At 54.4% G+C, this 13,905-nt stretch carries 19 protein-coding genes; 7 read left to right on the top strand and 12 right to left on the bottom strand.

Features of this window, described 5'->3' with window-relative positions; genetic code table 11:
* Nucleotides 1-86 precede the first annotated feature (86 nt).
* Both zwf and AC6I77_RS10925 read left to right on the top strand, forming a co-directional pair.
* The gene (zwf, locus tag AC6I77_RS10930) at nucleotides 87-1,562 is read left to right on the top strand and encodes a glucose-6-phosphate dehydrogenase (RefSeq protein WP_003849222.1); all 1,476 of its coding nucleotides are present in this window, start codon (nucleotides 87-89) and stop codon (nucleotides 1,560-1,562) included.
* A 214-nt stretch (nucleotides 1,563-1,776) separates the two neighbouring features.
* Nucleotides 1,777-2,415: a bifunctional 4-hydroxy-2-oxoglutarate aldolase/2-dehydro-3-deoxy-phosphogluconate aldolase gene (locus tag AC6I77_RS10925; protein ID WP_008925358.1), complete on the top strand. Its 639-nt coding sequence runs from the start codon at nucleotides 1,777-1,779 to the stop codon at nucleotides 2,413-2,415.
* A 34-nt stretch (nucleotides 2,416-2,449) separates the two neighbouring features.
* Here the strand turns inward: AC6I77_RS10925 and purT are convergent, their stop codons facing one another.
* Nucleotides 2,450-3,628 carry a formate-dependent phosphoribosylglycinamide formyltransferase gene (gene purT / locus AC6I77_RS10920; protein WP_033761624.1) on the bottom strand — a complete coding sequence of 393 codons (1,179 nt, stop codon included), beginning with the start codon at nucleotides 3,626-3,628 and terminating at the stop codon, nucleotides 2,450-2,452.
* A gap of 165 nt (nucleotides 3,629-3,793) precedes the next feature.
* Here purT and AC6I77_RS10915 point away from each other — a divergent pair, with 165 nt between their 5' ends.
* Nucleotides 3,794-4,450, top strand: a complete 657-nt coding sequence (locus AC6I77_RS10915; protein WP_187513137.1) for a tellurite resistance TerB family protein — start codon at nucleotides 3,794-3,796, stop codon at nucleotides 4,448-4,450.
* Between the two features lie 125 nt (nucleotides 4,451-4,575).
* Complete coding sequence (locus AC6I77_RS10910; protein WP_008925355.1) at nucleotides 4,576-6,639, top strand: prolyl oligopeptidase family serine peptidase; 2,064 nt, start codon at nucleotides 4,576-4,578, stop codon at nucleotides 6,637-6,639.
* Here the strand turns inward: AC6I77_RS10910 and exoX are convergent.
* Both exoX and AC6I77_RS10900 read right to left on the bottom strand, forming a co-directional pair.
* Nucleotides 6,633-7,304, bottom strand: a complete 672-nt coding sequence (exoX, locus tag AC6I77_RS10905; protein WP_008925354.1) for an exodeoxyribonuclease X — start codon at nucleotides 7,302-7,304, stop codon at nucleotides 6,633-6,635. The two genes, AC6I77_RS10910 and exoX, sit on opposite strands and share 7 nt — an antisense overlap.
* A complete protein-coding gene (locus AC6I77_RS10900; RefSeq protein WP_008925353.1) occupies nucleotides 7,301-7,534 on the bottom strand; it encodes a DNA polymerase III subunit theta in 234 nt (77 codons plus the stop codon). Before AC6I77_RS10900 ends, exoX begins: the two co-directional genes overlap by 4 nt.
* A 151-nt stretch (nucleotides 7,535-7,685) precedes the next feature.
* Here AC6I77_RS10900 and copC point away from each other — a divergent pair, with 151 nt between their 5' ends.
* The 3 genes from copC to AC6I77_RS10885 are packed head-to-tail and all read left to right on the top strand — an operon-like array spanning nucleotide 7,686 to nucleotide 9,319.
* The gene (gene copC, locus AC6I77_RS10895) at nucleotides 7,686-8,063 is read left to right on the top strand and encodes a copper homeostasis periplasmic binding protein CopC (protein ID WP_003849236.1); all 378 of its coding nucleotides are present in this window, start codon (nucleotides 7,686-7,688) and stop codon (nucleotides 8,061-8,063) included.
* A 4-nt stretch (nucleotides 8,064-8,067) separates the two neighbouring features.
* Nucleotides 8,068-8,943, top strand: a complete 876-nt coding sequence (gene copD / locus AC6I77_RS10890; protein WP_105099100.1) for a copper homeostasis membrane protein CopD — start codon at nucleotides 8,068-8,070, stop codon at nucleotides 8,941-8,943.
* 28 nt (nucleotides 8,944-8,971) lie between these two features.
* Nucleotides 8,972-9,319 (top strand): YebY family protein, encoded by a 348-nt coding sequence (locus AC6I77_RS10885; RefSeq protein WP_003849240.1) that lies wholly within the window; start codon nucleotides 8,972-8,974, stop codon nucleotides 9,317-9,319.
* Between the two features lie 308 nt (nucleotides 9,320-9,627).
* Here AC6I77_RS10885 and AC6I77_RS10880 read toward each other — a convergent pair whose 3' ends face one another.
* The 9 genes from AC6I77_RS10880 to AC6I77_RS10840 all read right to left on the bottom strand — a co-directional run bounded on the left by AC6I77_RS10880 (nucleotide 9,628) and on the right by AC6I77_RS10840 (nucleotide 13,897).
* Nucleotides 9,628-10,713, bottom strand: coding sequence for a tyrosine-type recombinase/integrase (locus tag AC6I77_RS10880; RefSeq protein WP_497816927.1), 1,086 nt, complete (start codon nucleotides 10,711-10,713; stop codon nucleotides 9,628-9,630).
* Complete coding sequence (locus tag AC6I77_RS10875; protein WP_497816926.1) at nucleotides 10,682-10,954, bottom strand: excisionase; 273 nt, start codon at nucleotides 10,952-10,954, stop codon at nucleotides 10,682-10,684. Before AC6I77_RS10875 ends, AC6I77_RS10880 begins: the two co-directional genes overlap by 32 nt.
* Nucleotides 10,955-11,116: 162 nt before the next feature.
* A complete protein-coding gene (locus AC6I77_RS10870; protein WP_497816925.1) occupies nucleotides 11,117-11,347 on the bottom strand; it encodes a hypothetical protein in 231 nt (76 codons plus the stop codon).
* On the bottom strand, nucleotides 11,344-11,550 hold the full coding sequence (locus tag AC6I77_RS10865) for a hypothetical protein (protein ID WP_497816924.1): 207 nt from the start codon (nucleotides 11,548-11,550) through the stop codon (nucleotides 11,344-11,346). Before AC6I77_RS10865 ends, AC6I77_RS10870 begins: the two co-directional genes overlap by 4 nt.
* A gap of 55 nt (nucleotides 11,551-11,605) precedes the next feature.
* Nucleotides 11,606-11,890: a hypothetical protein gene (locus tag AC6I77_RS10860; protein ID WP_497816923.1), complete on the bottom strand. Its 285-nt coding sequence runs from the start codon at nucleotides 11,888-11,890 to the stop codon at nucleotides 11,606-11,608.
* 70 nt (nucleotides 11,891-11,960) lie between these two features.
* Entirely contained in the window at nucleotides 11,961-12,185 is a 225-nt protein-coding gene (locus AC6I77_RS10855) for a hypothetical protein (protein ID WP_110330470.1), read from the bottom strand.
* Entirely contained in the window at nucleotides 12,182-12,424 is a 243-nt protein-coding gene (locus AC6I77_RS10850; protein WP_497816922.1) for a DNA polymerase III subunit theta, read from the bottom strand. The genes AC6I77_RS10855 and AC6I77_RS10850 overlap by 4 nt, the downstream gene beginning before the upstream one ends.
* An 81-nt stretch (nucleotides 12,425-12,505) precedes the next feature.
* Nucleotides 12,506-13,540: a phosphoadenosine phosphosulfate reductase domain-containing protein gene (locus AC6I77_RS10845; protein WP_497816921.1), complete on the bottom strand. Its 1,035-nt coding sequence runs from the start codon at nucleotides 13,538-13,540 to the stop codon at nucleotides 12,506-12,508.
* A 48-nt stretch (nucleotides 13,541-13,588) separates the two neighbouring features.
* Entirely contained in the window at nucleotides 13,589-13,897 is a 309-nt protein-coding gene (locus AC6I77_RS10840) for a hypothetical protein (protein ID WP_497816920.1), read from the bottom strand.
* Nucleotides 13,898-13,905: the final 8 nt, after the last annotated feature.

Below are 13,905 nucleotides of genomic sequence, written 5' to 3'. Positions count from 1 at the left end.
TACATTGTGCTGAAAGAAAATAATAACCTGGACCCGGTGGCAGAAGATGCATCACCACCGGATTATCCTGCAACGAGGAGAGGAAAATGGCGGTAACACAAATAGCCCAGGCATGCGATCTGGTGATTTTCGGTGCCAAAGGCGATCTTGCACGCCGTAAACTGTTGCCTTCACTGTACCAGTTAGAGAAAGCGGGTCAGATCCATGAAGAAACCCGCATTATTGGTGTCGGCCGTGCTGAGTGGGATAAAGCGGAATACACCAAAGTGGTACGTGAAGCGCTGGAAACCTTCATGAAGGAGAAGATTGACGAAGCGCTGTGGGATAAACTCAGCAACCGTCTCGACTTCTGCAACCTCGATGTTAATGACACCACGCACTTCCCGAAACTGGGCAAGATGCTGGATCAGAAAAACCGCACCACCATCAACTATTTTGCGATGCCACCCAGCACCTTTGGCGCGATCTGTCAGGGCCTGGGCACGGCGAAGCTGAATGCCAAACCGGCGCGCGTGGTAATGGAGAAGCCGCTGGGCACCTCACTGGAAACCTCTCAGGAGATCAACGACAGCGTTGGCGAATACTTTGAAGAGAGCCAGGTGTTCCGTATTGACCACTATCTCGGCAAAGAGACCGTGCTTAACCTGCTGGCGTTGCGCTTTGCTAACTCCATCTTCGTCAACAACTGGGATAACCGCACCATCGACCATGTGCAGATCACCGTGGCCGAAGAAGTGGGCATTGAAGGCCGCTGGGGTTACTTCGATAAAGCGGGCCAGATGCGCGACATGATCCAGAACCATTTGTTGCAGATTCTGACCATGATTGCGATGTCGCCGCCGTCCGATCTCAGCGCCGACAGCATCCGTGACGAAAAAGTGAAAGTGCTGCGCTCGCTGCGCCGCATCGATCAGACCAACGTACGTGAGAAAACCGTACGCGGTCAGTACACTGCTGGCTTTGTGCAGGGCAAAAAAGTGCCGGGCTACCTGGAAGAAGAGGGTGCCAATAAAACGAGCGCAACAGAGACGTTCGTGGCGATTCGTGTCGATATCGATAACTGGCGCTGGGCAGGCGTGCCGTTCTACCTGCGTACCGGTAAGCGCTTACCGACCAAGTGCTCTGAAGTTGTGGTTTACTTCAAAAACCCTGAGATGAACCTGTTTAAGGATTCCTACTCAGAACTGCCACAGAACAAGCTGACGATTCGTCTGCAGCCGGACGAAGGTGTGGATATCGAGATCCTGAATAAAGTGCCAGGCCTCGATCACAAGCACAAACTGCAGACCACCAAGCTCGATCTGAGTTACTCCGAGACATTTAACCAGTCGCACCTCGCTGATGCTTATGAGCGTCTTCTGCTGGAGAGCATGCGCGGTATCCAGGCGCTGTTTGTGCGCCGTGATGAAGTGGAAGCCGCATGGACCTATGTCGATTCTATTATCGAAGCATGGGCTGCGGATGGCGATTCCTCCAAACCGTATCAGGCGGGCACCTGGGGTCCGGTGGCTTCGGTCGCGATGATCACCCGCGATGGCCGGTCGTGGAACGAATTTGAATAACTAAAGTGATGATAAAGCCCGCAACGCGGGCTTTTTTTTCGCCGTTAAACCGGGCCAGAGCATGCAGATAAAATTGAACTGCTGTTTCAAAATGGTCGCAGGGTGATAGACGCTCAGGAAGCGGATCATGTATGGTAGTGACGCAATTTACAGGGCAGGAGCCGATGCTCCATGACCGGGTCATAATCCCGGTGTTATCAAGCAAGGGGAACTGATGAAAAACTGGAAAACGAGTGCTGAACAGATTCTGACCACCGGACCTGTGGTGCCGGTCATCGTGGTGAACAAACTCGAACACGCGGTGCCGATGGCGAAAGCACTGGTGGCGGGCGGTGTCAGAGTGCTGGAAGTGACGCTGCGCACACCGGTGGCGATGGATGCCTTACGGGCGATGATCAAAGAAGTGCCGGATGCGATCGTTGGTGCGGGAACCGTAATTAACCCGCAGCAGCTACAGGAAGTGACCGATGCCGGTGCGCAGTTTGTTATCAGCCCCGGCGTCACCGAATCGCTGTTGAAAGCGGCGGTTGACGGGCCGGTTCCGTTGATTCCGGGTATCAGCACCGTTTCTGAGTTAATGACGGGTATGGACTACGGTCTGCGCGAGTTTAAGTTCTTCCCGGCAGAAGCGAATGGTGGCGTTAAAGCGCTGCAGGCGATTGGCGGACCTTTCCCGCAGGTGCGTTTCTGTCCGACCGGCGGTATCTCCCCGGCCAACTATCGTGACTATCTGGCGCTGAAAAGCGTGCTCTGCATCGGGGGTTCATGGCTTGTGCCTAACGATGCGCTGGAAGCGGGCGACTGGGATCGCATTACCCGCCTGGCACGCGAAGCTGTGGAAGGCGCGAAGTAAGTAATGGCGGTGAGCATTTGCTCACCGCATAACGTCAACCCTGAACCGTGACCGCGGCTGCGCTGGCAACCGCACGCGCAATCGCCTGTTCGGTGCTATCACCGCTGGCGAGCGCCACACCAAGACGACGCTGACCGCTGATCTCCGGCTTGCCGAACAGTCGCAGTTGCAGCCCTGCACCCAGTGCTGCTTCGACATTCACAAACTGTACGTTCTGGCTGGTCAGTTGCGGCAGGATAACAGCGGAAGCAGATGGACCATACTGACGAATCCCGCCAACAGGCAGACCCAGAAACGCCCGCACGTGCAGCGCAAACTCAGACAGATCCTGCGAGATCAGCGTCACCATGCCGGTGTCGTGTGGGCGCGGTGATACTTCACTGAACACCACCTCATCTCCGCAGACAAACAGCTCAACGCCAAACAGACCATAGCCGCCAAGCGCCTTAACGACCTCTGCGGCAACATCCTGTGCCCGCTGCAGCGCCAGCTCACTCATCTGCTGCGGCTGCCATGATTCACGGTAATCGCCATCTTCCTGACGATGACCAATCGGTGCGCAGAAGTGAATGCCATCGACGGCGCTGATAGTGAGCAGGGTGATCTCAAAATCGAAGTTGACGACGCCTTCCACAATGACGCGACCGGCTCCGGCGCGACCGCCCTGTTGTGCGTAGTCCCAGGCTTTATCAAGCTGGCTGGCGTCGCGGATAAAGCTCTGGCCTTTACCCGATGAACTCATCACCGGCTTCACAATGCAGGGAAAGCCAATCTCTGCAGCGGCTTCGTCGAAGCGCGCCTTGCTGTCGGCAAAGCGATAACAGGAAGTTGGCAGTGACAACTCTTCAGCCGCCAGGCGACGAATGCCTTCGCGGTTCATCGTCAGGCGTGCGGCACGGGCAGTCGGAACCACGCGCTGGCCTTGCTGCTCCAGTTCAACCAGGGTATCCGTGGCGATGGCTTCAATTTCCGGTACCACAAAATCCGGCTGCTCTTCCGCTATCAGCGCAGCCAGGGCCGCGCCATCCAGCATGTTAATCACATGGCTGCGATGGGCGACATGCATCGCCGGGGCATCGGCGTAACGATCAACCGCGATCACTTCCACCCCCAGACGCTGACACTCCAGCGCCACCTCTTTACCCAGTTCACCTGAACCCAATAGCATTACACGCGTCGCCGCCGGACGCAGTGCTGTTCCGAGAGTTGTCATACATTCCCCTAAGCAGTCAAAATTCGCGCGCAAGTATAAACGAAAACGTTTGCGTTCTCATCTTCCATCCATGTGACACCGCTTTTTGCCGTACTTTTCCCGCTCTGACGTTTCCTGACATCCTTTTGGTCAGGATAACGGCTGACATCCTGAAAGGAGTGAACGATGAATAACTGGTTGCAACAGATTCAGTCGGTGCTGACAAAGAAGAGCGGTGAGAGCAAACAGGGCGGTGGCTTAAGTGACATGCTGGCACCCGGCGCGCTGGGCGGTCTGGCTGCGATGCTGATCTCCAGTAAGTCGTCGCGCAAACTGCTGACCAAATATGGCGGCAAAGCCCTGATTGTGGGAGGGGGTGCGGCAGCAGGCGCGGTACTGTGGAACAAATACAAGCAGCGGGTTAGCGAAGCGCACCAGAATGAGCCTGACTTTGGTGTGGCACAGACGCCCGTTGACCTGCGCGCTGAGCGCCTGGTCACTGCGCTGGTGTTTGCTGCTAAAAGTGACGGGCATATCGACGATCAGGAGCGAGCCGCGATTGAGCAGAACATTCATCAATCCGGTTATGGTCAGGATGCAGAGCTGCTGATTCAGAAAGCGATGAATCGCCCACTGGATCCGCAGTGGCTGGCGGCTGATGTGAAAAATGAAGAGGAGGCGCTGGAGCTTTATTTCCTGAGTTGTGCCGCTATCGACGTCGACCACTTTATGGAGCGCAGCTATCTCTCCGCCCTGGGCGACGCGCTGAAGATTCCTCAGGATGTTCGTGATGGCATTCAGCAGGACCTCGAGGCCGAAAAAGCCCGTCTGCCTGCCAGTTAAACCTTCGATTCTCCGCCAGCGGGTCACTGAAGATGTTCCGCTGGCGGCAGCTTCTCACCCTATGTCTGGCTTCCCGCTGCTGAAGTGTTACGCTTACAGATCATTACGTTGATGGAGACGGATGGATGAAAGCACCCATCGCAAAAAAAATACCCCACGAGATGACGCTGCATGGCGAGACCCGCGTTGATAATTATTACTGGCTGCGCGACGACAAACGCGAAAACAGCGAGGTTCTTGATTACCTCCGAGCCGAAAATAATTACGGCAAAAAAATCATGTCGTCGCAGCAACCGCTGCAGGACCGGGTGTTAAAAGAGATTATTGATCGGCTGCCGCCGGAAGATCACTCCGTGCCTTATGTCAAAAACGGTTACCGCTATCAGAGCCGTTATCAGAGCGGTAACGAATACCCGGCCTATTACCGTCAGCCTGCAGCAAGCGATGAATCGGGCGAGTGGAGCCTGCTGCTGGATGCCAATCAGCGCGCCTCGCACAGCGATTTCTACACCATGGGCGCGCTGCATATCAGCCCGGATAACCGGGTCATGGCGCTGGCGGAAGATTTCCTGTCGCGGCGGCAATATGGCATCCGGTTCCGTAACCTGGAAAGTGGCAGCTGGTATCCCGAAGTACTGAGCAACGCCTCATCCAGCTTCGCCTGGGGCAATGACTCACGCACCCTTTACTATGTGCGCAAGCACCCGCAGACGCTGCTCTCTTATCAGGTCTGGCGACACGAACTCGGTTCGCCGCAGTCCGATGATAAGCTGGTCTATGAAGAACGCGATGACACCTATCATCTCAGCGTGCACAAGAGCACCTCCAAGCAGTTCATCATGATTGCGCTCTACAGCACTAACACCAGCGAAATCCAGTTAATCGATGCGAACTTCCCTGATGCGCAGCCGCATGTGTTTTTGCCCCGCCGTCGCGATCACGAATACAGCATCGATCATTACGATCATCAGTTTTTCATTCGATCAAACCGTGACGGGAAAAACTTCGGGCTCTACCGCAGTCGCTATCTGGATGAGTCACGCTGGGAAACGCTGATTCCTGCGCGGGAACAGGTGGTGATGGAAGATTTTCAGCTGTTCCGAGACTGGCTGGTAGTGGAAGAGCGTCAGCGCGGCTTAACCAGTCTGCGTCAGATCAACTGGGCCAGCGGCGAGACCAGCGGCATCGCCTTTGACGATCCGACCTATGTGACGTGGCTTGCTTATAATCCCACGCCCCGCACCAGCAAACTGCGTTATGGCTACTCGTCCATGACCACGCCGACCACGCTGTTTGAACTGGATATGGATACGGGTGAACGTCGCATTCTGAAACAGAGCGCGGTGAAAGGCTTTAACGCGGAAGACTACAAAAGCGAGCACCACTGGATCAAAGTCAGCGATGGCACCGAAGTGCCGGTCTCGCTGGTTTATCACCGCAAGCATTATCAGCCCGGTCAGAACCCGATGCTGGTCTATGGCTACGGCGCTTATGGCAGCAGCATGGATGCCGATTTCAGCGTCAGCCGTCTGAGCCTGCTGGATCGCGGCTTTGTCTATGCCCTGATTCAGGTACGCGGTGGCGGTGAGCTGGGACAGCAATGGTATGACGGTGGTCGTCTGCTGAACAAAATGAACAGCTTTACTGATTTTATTGAGGTGACGGATGCGCTGGTGGCACGCGGCATCGGCCACCCGGAGCGGCTTTATGCCATGGGCGGTAGCGCAGGCGGGCTGTTGATGGGCGGGGTGATTAACCTGGCACCAGAACGGTTCCACGGCGTGGTGGCTCAGGTGCCATTTGTGGATGTGGTTACCACGATGCTGGATGAATCGATCCCGCTGACTACCGGTGAGTATGACGAGTGGGGCAACCCCAATGATCCTGAATATTACCGTTATATCCGCCAGTACAGCCCCTATGACAATATCGAGGCGAAGGATTATCCCCATCTGCTGGTCACGACTGGCCTGCACGACTCACAGGTGCAGTACTGGGAACCGGCCAAGTGGGTGGCGAAGCTAAGGTCGATGAAAACCGACAATAATCTTCTGCTGCTCTGCACCGACATGGATGCCGGTCACGGCGGCAAGTCCGGACGCTACAAAGCCTACGAAGGGATCGCGATGGAGTACACTTTCCTGCTCGGACTGGCGCAGGGTACCTTGCCGCCAGCCCAGGATTACTGAGATTCAGAGAGGTATTTATTCAGCGCCTGCCGCAATGGCGGGCGCAAATCACTGACATTATTGAGTACCCACTTCAGGTAGCCAGGATCTTTTCTGGCAATTACGGCAATCGCCTGGCCGCGATATTTGCCGAATGGCAGAATGTCGTCGCGCTGGGCCGCCGGTTGCGAACGCACAATCATTTCGGAGGCACTCCAGCCGGAGGTCTCCATGATACGGATCAGCAGCGCCGCCGTGACATAGCAGTCATACAGTGCGCGGTGCGCATGAAGTTCAGCGGGTGGCGTGACATCCAGCTTCAGCGAATGACGTAACGCCTGGTTGCCATATTTAATGCCCGGCCAGAGCTGGCGCGCCAGCTGCATGGTGCAGATCCATTCGCCGTACATTTCAGGCAGCATCCGCCGATCAAAACTGGCGTTGTGCGCGACATAAAAAGCGCTGCCGTAATAGCGTGGAATTGCCTCTTCAATCGTGGGTTTACCGGCGACCATTGCTTCGGTGATGCGATGCACGGCCATCGCCTGACGGCTGATCGGGCGGTCCGGTAGGGTCAAATCGCTCATCGGATTCACAATTCTACCGTCGACCACATCCACGGACGCAACTTCAACTACGCCGCCCTGCAGGCCGCAGGTTTCGGTATCAATAACGCGGAACATCATTGCTTCATCTTCGGTTCATAAGGAAGGCGCGACAGGCTGAGTGATGCCTGACGGTATTGCATCAGACGCTGACGAAACCAGTCACGCAGCGCTTCAGGCTGCTCCTGCGCCACCATCTCGGCGACGACCGGCATGTTATAGCGCTCTTTAAACGCCACGCCTGCGGCCGCCAAATCGACATTTATCTTGTCTTTCTCTTCCTGGGACAGCAATGCAAGGTTACGGCTCATAATTATCTCCTGACGATAGCCGGCAAAAGTAATGTTTTCGTCGGTCTGAATCAAGGATAAAGGATCGCATCGCTGGCCTCGACAGTGTAAAACCAGCAGCGTATCCTTTTGCCACGTTTATCGCCCTGGCGGCGGTTAAAAGGATGATCTTATGCAGAAAAAAACTATTTCCCGCATGATTATAGCAGTGACGGCAGCGGGCATGATGGCCTTCAGCTCGCTGGCGGGGGCGCATGCACACCTCCAGTCTTCGCTTCCAGCGGCCAAAGCGCAGGTCACGACATCCCCCGATGCGCTGACGCTGAACTTCAGTGAAGATATTGAAGCGGCGTTCAGTGGCGTGACGCTGCTGGATAGTGCACAGAAGCCCGTCGTGACCGCCAAAGCCCGTGTTGAGTCTGACCAGAAAAAACGCCTGATTGTCGGCCTGCCGCAGCCGCTAAAAGCGGGAAGCTATCAGGTTAACTGGCATGTGCTGTCGGTGGATGGACATAAAACCGCTGGAAGCTATCGCTTTAGTGTGAAGTAACCCGGTGACAACCCTCTGGATCCTGCTGCGCGCGCTGCATTTTACTGCCGTGATGTTGCTGACCGGCAGCGCCTGTTACAGTGCGCTGCTGGCGCCCAAACGCTACCGATCCCTGCTGGCGATTCAGTTAAATCCGCTGGTGAAGGGGAGTGCCTGGCTGGCGCTGCTCAGTGCGGTGGCGATGCTGGCCTGCCAGAATGTGTTAATGAGCGGCACCAGCACTAACCTGACCGACATCGATATCTGGCTGGCAGTGTTGGGCACGCACTTTGGTGAAGTGTGGCAGTGGGAAATCATTTTCGGCGTGCTGGCTGTTGGCGCGCTATTACTGACCGGAAGCCTGCGTCAGCAGCTGTTACTGCTGGCTGGCGTTCTGCAACTGGCCTGCATGGCGCTGATAGGCCATGCTGCGATGCGCGATAGCTGGCCCGGCGATCTTCAGCAGATTAACCATGCACTGCATCTGATTGCGGCGACGTTCTGGGCAGGTGGATTACTGCCACTGTTGCTGTTGATGCGCGAGGCACGGCAGATTGATCGCCGCACCGATGCGATTCGCACTATGATGCGTTTCTCACGCTATGGTCATCTGGCGGTGGCGTTAACGCTGCTCAGCGGGGTGATAAACAGCGTAATGATCGCGGGCTGGCCGCTGATGTGGCACGATTCACGCTACGTTATATTGCTGCTGTGCAAAGTGCTGCTGGTTGCTCTGATGGTTCTGGTGGCGCTGATTAATCGATACTGGCTGGTGCCGCGATTCCGCCTGGCGGGCAGCGGGGCGCAGCAAAAATTTATTCGCATGACGCAGCTTGAACTACTGCTGGCATGCGGCGTGGTTGGGCTGGTCAGCGTATTTGCCACGCTGTCGCCAGCCTGAATGTAGTTTAAGAGAGAAAAGGGTAGTTATGTTGCTGAAGAAAGTGATTCCCGCAATCCTGTTGTTATCCGTATGCGGCCAGGCGCTGGCGGCGCAAATCATTACCGTCAGCCGCTTTGAGATCGGTAAAGATAAGTGGCCCTTTAATCGTGAAGAGGTGATGCTGACCTGCGAGAAAGATGGTGCGATGTTTGCCATCAATCCGAGTACGCTGATGACATACCCGCTGAACGACATCGCTGACACACTGTTTAAAAACAAGCAGGTGAAAGCCCAGCCGATCAGCGTGATTCAGGCCGAAGACAAAGCCCATCCGGGCCAGATGATGAGCCTGCAGCCGATTATCGAACGCACTCAGGCGCTGTGCGGAAAATAGGCCTTTCGGGTGCAGCCTCGCGCTGCGCCCACTCTCCGAAATTTTGCCGTTGCGATCACAATCTGATCCAGTTTATGGCCCTGATTCCCGCGTTTGCTGGCATTTCCACCGCGCTGTTCTAATCTTAAATGGCAAGGCGACACCGCCTTCATAAATGCCAACTTTTAGCGCACGGCTCCTTGAGAGCCATTTCCCTGGACCGAATATAGGAATCGTATTCGGTCTTTTTTTAGCGTGTTGATTTGTATAGAATTTTTATTGATGGTAACGAAATTTCCCGAAAAATTCCCGAAATCACCATATCCAATCTAAACCATTACATATTCCTGACCGCGTGAATCGAGGTACTTTTTAGTCATAGAAAGGTTTTTATGACCAAGTAGTCGTTGCGCAAAATCCTCTCCATTCTCCACCTCATATAGTCGGCTGGCAAGGCTTCTTATCTCATGAAACGTTGGTGGGTTAGGGCCAAATTTAATTCCGCTCATTTCACGCGCTTCTGCAAATGCACCTGTGAGCGCATCTGGTGAAACCGCCCCGGGCTTTCTGCCACCGCGGCGGACTGATGAGTAAATCAGGCTATCTGATGGATTGCCCTTACGGCACTCTTCTATTACAGCTTCAAGCGTAAGTCCCGTTTCTTTCAGCTCAAGGCTAAGTGGAACCGCCAGTTTATGGCCGGTTTTGCTTTGAATTACAAAAAGACGCCCATCCTTGATAGCGCTGAATGTCATACGTGTAATGTCCTCCCGCCGCTGACCTGTTAGAAGGCCAATATTCATGGCGTTCTGTAACCACCCACCCATGGTCTCCGCGGCCTGTCGGATAGCCAGAAATTGGTCAAGCGACAAACGCTCACGTTTTACTTCAGGCGCGGGCGTTCTTGTTGGCTCTACAGGATTTCTGTCGATGATGCCTTCAACAACTGCCTCACGAAAAACATCCATCAGTAGCGATCGCAATGCAACCGCCATGCTGTGCTTTCCACACTGAACATATGACTCAAGAAAGACAGCAATATCGCGCGTAGTGATAGCAGTGATTGGCATGCGACCGAACTCAGCCTGAATGGTAAGCAACTGGTTGCTACGTATCTTCATGGTGCTTGGCTTGAGGCTGCGACGACCTAGAATGACGTCGTACCGCTCCAGCCATTTGCTTACCGTGAAATCAGGCACCTCTTTAAGTCGATCAAGAAGAGCAGATGGGAGGTAGTTTTGCTCAATATAGCTGTTCGCTTCGATAGCCTGAGCAACCGCATCCTTGCGGGGTATCTTACCCAGGGAAATCTCCTGGCCGGTTACAGGGTTTCGCCAGGAGTAAATCTGCTTCGTTTTGCGAAAAGTCAGGTTCCTTGGCAGATTAGCGTCGTACCGCTTTGGCCTGTTCGACATGTTTCAGTTTCTCCATCAGCGATCCCTTTTTCGGTGGCGCTACATATTCCGGCCTGCGCTTCATCATCTTCTTGCGAGGGTCAACGTAAACCGAATCCGGGTCGAGTTTGTATTCTTTTCCGTGAAGCTCCGGACAGGGGTGTATCCGGCCCTCCCTGACCCAGCGGCGCAGGGTAGATAAGGATGGAGGCTGCGAATATGTTGCAGACGCCCACTCTTGGAGGTTCATTAGCTTAGCCATAATTTCTCCTGCACGTTTTAACAGAACTTGATCGCAAACTAACGCAAGTTTTCATTCTGAGCGACCTCTACTCCTTACAAGGCCAGCACAGAGCCAGCTCGATGCAAATTAAAAAGGCGAGCCATATGAGGAACTCGCCGGGGGAGATGTCGTGGATGGTGTTCATTTCGCAGAGGCGCTCTCCTTATCTACCTGGCGCACATAGAACGCCAGCCAGCGCTTTGCTGGAAACCTATCAGGCGGCAGGGCGGTTATTGTTTTAGCGTGTTTGTCGAGAAGGGTGGTGATGATGCGGTCGTGCTCTTTCTTGGGCCTGCCTTCTATGGCGCTGATGATTTCGCTCCTGCACTTACGCGCTACGGCCCTTAGCACGTTTTCTGCAACCGGCGTCACGCTACCTTGCGTTGCTGCTTAGCGCGCTCAATGCGTTCGTAGTCGCTGCGGCAATCTTCATCGCAGAAGCATCCGGCCGGCACCGCCTCTTCGCAGTAATAGCAGGCACCGGTAAACTGCATAGTCGGGTGAGCCCGGTTAGCCAGCGCGATATTGCGCTCCAACTCCTCAAGCTCAGCGGCCTGGTCTAATTCGTCAGACATGTTTAACCTCCGGAATTTGGGCGTAAAAAAACCTGCCGGAGCAGGTTATAAGTTTTTAATGAGCAAGCCGTATTTTTGCCCCTAAGGAGTATGAAACAGAACCATCACCCCCTATATATTTACCAAACCCTCCGTTCGATGTGCTCTCATCCCAAATGAGTCCCTCAGCTTGCAACTCTTCTAAGGCTTCATAAAAACTGGGCCCAATATCTTCTGATCTTAACCCCATCGCTTTTACAACCGAGCTAAGGGGCAATCCGAAGTATGGGATACTAGCTTGCGCTTGCATCTCATAGCCCTTGTGCAGATTACGCAAAGCATCATAAATTCTATCTTTCACTTATCGCTCTCCTTATGATAAACCGGGTCCGATCCCCGTCTAAACTTCATCGTCCCCATGAGTGAAAACTTTAATCCTGCTTATTAAAGTCCAGCCACTCCTCCCAGCAATGCTCAGGGTCAATATCCTGATACCCACGCCGCTCAGCTACTGCTAAGACCCCTTCTGCATCCGTGACAATAGCCGTGGCATTATCACGAATAGCCAACACCTCCTCTTCAGTCAAAGGAGAGCCTTTCTCTTCGGCTTTAGAAACAAGCAGGCTGATGAGGGAGGGGATAAAAAGGACTATCACTTTCCATCCTCCTTAAAATAAACCGGGTCAGTCCCGCGCGGGAACTGCAGCGAAGCGTTCCTGTATTGCTGCAATCTCTCCCTGAAATAATCCCTCATCGCTTCAGGCTGCTGCGTCTCCACTTCATGCGGGATAACAGGCATATTCATACGCTCCTTGTATGCGACTCCTGACGCGGCTAAATCCACGTTAATCCTGTCGCGCTCTTCTCTGCTGCGTGCTGCTAAGTTGTGTGACATGGCGATGTCCTCCTGTGGGGAGTATATCGCTTATTGGAGGAGGGAGGTCAGCTAAGGCAATCGTTAAAACTTAGTTTTCCGTTATTCACACACGCCCAAGTACACGCTGCTGCAAGCGCTTTTGTTATCCATGGCACCGAGCATATCGAACTGCCTGCCTCCGAAAGTTGTCAGAGACCAGTCCCGATAGGTCTCAATTCCGTGAGACTCAAGAGATACCTTGGCGCCGTTCTTCTCAGCCCGCATAGGGTCAAGAGTTGATGGGAAGAACGCAGCATTACCGCGCTTAGAGCACTGGGCGACAATCCTTTCCCATTCTGCAACGCGGCTTATTTCTTCCGGCCAGCGGGTAAAGATTTCACCCAACTCGGCCTTGTTGACGTTCACGCACGGCATGCAGCCGACGCGGCTACAGCCCTGCTGATAAAGCGGGTTAGGTTTAATTCCGTGACGCTTGGCAAGAGCAAACACCTCATCGTGCGTCCACTTCAGGATGGGCCGGTAAAGCGACACGCCGGGACCCAAATCAAATCCCTCTTCCCACTCCGGAAGCAGTGCGCGCTTTGGTGATTCCTGCGCCCTGACGCCTTGCCAGCTGACAACTCTCTTGCCAGCTGAGACGATCGGATCAACGACTTGCTGCTGCATTGGTATCTGCTTAAGCTCAAACGTGCAGAATTTGCGCTGCGTAGAGGGGAACGTTCCCTTCCAGATGCACATGTCGAGGAATGGGTTCCCGGAGGGTTTGAGCGAGCGTAGTGCCCTCTCAACGATTTTATCTGCCTCTTCTTCGCTATACCCGAGGCCTTCAGTAAGAGACCTCGGCCATTTATCGATGACGAACTGGCGCTTTCCTTCGATCTGGCGGGAAAAATCAGCTTTGACCCGTTTCAGGGGGCCAAGTTTGCTTTCCAGATAATCCAGATACTCCATCGTCTGCGCATGCTCATGGCCGGTATCGGCGAATGCAGCTTCGAACTCAACGCCTGACTCGATGGCCAGTAGCCACTGGGCCAGGCTGTCTTTGCCGCCTGATACGGTGACAAGGTTTACCAGATTGCGCTCATAGCAACGCGGGTCAGCCGTGAAGCTGACCAGTTGTTTTGCTGCTCCCATCTCTTACCCCATATGCCGCTGTCAGGCTCAATGCCGCGGCGAAAATAGTTAGTCCTGCACCACGGCACCAAAGCGGCCACGCAGCTCTGTCTGATAGTCATTCCAGACAACATCAGGCTTCGTCACGATGATGCGTGGTAGCTTCGGATAGAAGGCCGCCCGTCGTGCGTATTCCTTCGTGGCGCGTTCCCTGCGCCGTACTTCCAGTGATTCCTTCGTGCGTGATTCAATCCGGCACCGCTCACCGTACCGGGCGGCTATCTGCTGCTGAGCGTCCTGCATAGCTAGCCGATGCAAACGCTGTGATTGCGTTTCATCAGGGCGTGCAGAGTCCGCCGAAGGTTCGGTGAGATTCATGGTCGGTG

This window comes from Pantoea sp. X-Soil-ISGK-259, assembly GCF_059730705.1.
Note: the sequence above shows the minus strand (reverse complement) of the source record. Positions and strands in the feature narration are given on the sequence as shown.

Excerpts from the sequence above, each read along its gene's own strand:
- zwf (WP_003849222.1), top strand. The coding sequence starts at position 87 with ATGGCGGTAACACAAATAGCCCAGGCATGCGATCTGGTGATTTTCGGT.
- AC6I77_RS10925 (WP_008925358.1), top strand. The coding sequence starts at position 1,777 with ATGAAAAACTGGAAAACGAGTGCTGAACAGATTCTGACCACCGGACCT.
- purT (WP_033761624.1), bottom strand. The coding sequence starts at position 3,628 with ATGACAACTCTCGGAACAGCACTGCGTCCGGCGGCGACGCGTGTAATG.
- AC6I77_RS10915 (WP_187513137.1), top strand. The coding sequence starts at position 3,794 with ATGAATAACTGGTTGCAACAGATTCAGTCGGTGCTGACAAAGAAGAGC.
- AC6I77_RS10910 (WP_008925355.1), top strand. The coding sequence starts at position 4,576 with ATGAAAGCACCCATCGCAAAAAAAATACCCCACGAGATGACGCTGCAT.
- exoX (WP_008925354.1), bottom strand. The coding sequence starts at position 7,304 with ATGATGTTCCGCGTTATTGATACCGAAACCTGCGGCCTGCAGGGCGGC.
- AC6I77_RS10900 (WP_008925353.1), bottom strand. The coding sequence starts at position 7,534 with ATGAGCCGTAACCTTGCATTGCTGTCCCAGGAAGAGAAAGACAAGATA.
- copC (WP_003849236.1), top strand. The coding sequence starts at position 7,686 with ATGCAGAAAAAAACTATTTCCCGCATGATTATAGCAGTGACGGCAGCG.
- AC6I77_RS10885 (WP_003849240.1), top strand. The coding sequence starts at position 8,972 with ATGTTGCTGAAGAAAGTGATTCCCGCAATCCTGTTGTTATCCGTATGC.
- AC6I77_RS10880 (WP_497816927.1), bottom strand. The coding sequence starts at position 10,713 with ATGTCGAACAGGCCAAAGCGGTACGACGCTAATCTGCCAAGGAACCTG.
- AC6I77_RS10875 (WP_497816926.1), bottom strand. The coding sequence starts at position 10,954 with ATGGCTAAGCTAATGAACCTCCAAGAGTGGGCGTCTGCAACATATTCG.
- AC6I77_RS10865 (WP_497816924.1), bottom strand. The coding sequence starts at position 11,550 with ATGTCTGACGAATTAGACCAGGCCGCTGAGCTTGAGGAGTTGGAGCGC.
- AC6I77_RS10850 (WP_497816922.1), bottom strand. The coding sequence starts at position 12,424 with ATGTCACACAACTTAGCAGCACGCAGCAGAGAAGAGCGCGACAGGATT.
- AC6I77_RS10845 (WP_497816921.1), bottom strand. The coding sequence starts at position 13,540 with ATGGGAGCAGCAAAACAACTGGTCAGCTTCACGGCTGACCCGCGTTGC.
- AC6I77_RS10840 (WP_497816920.1), bottom strand. The coding sequence starts at position 13,897 with ATGAATCTCACCGAACCTTCGGCGGACTCTGCACGCCCTGATGAAACG.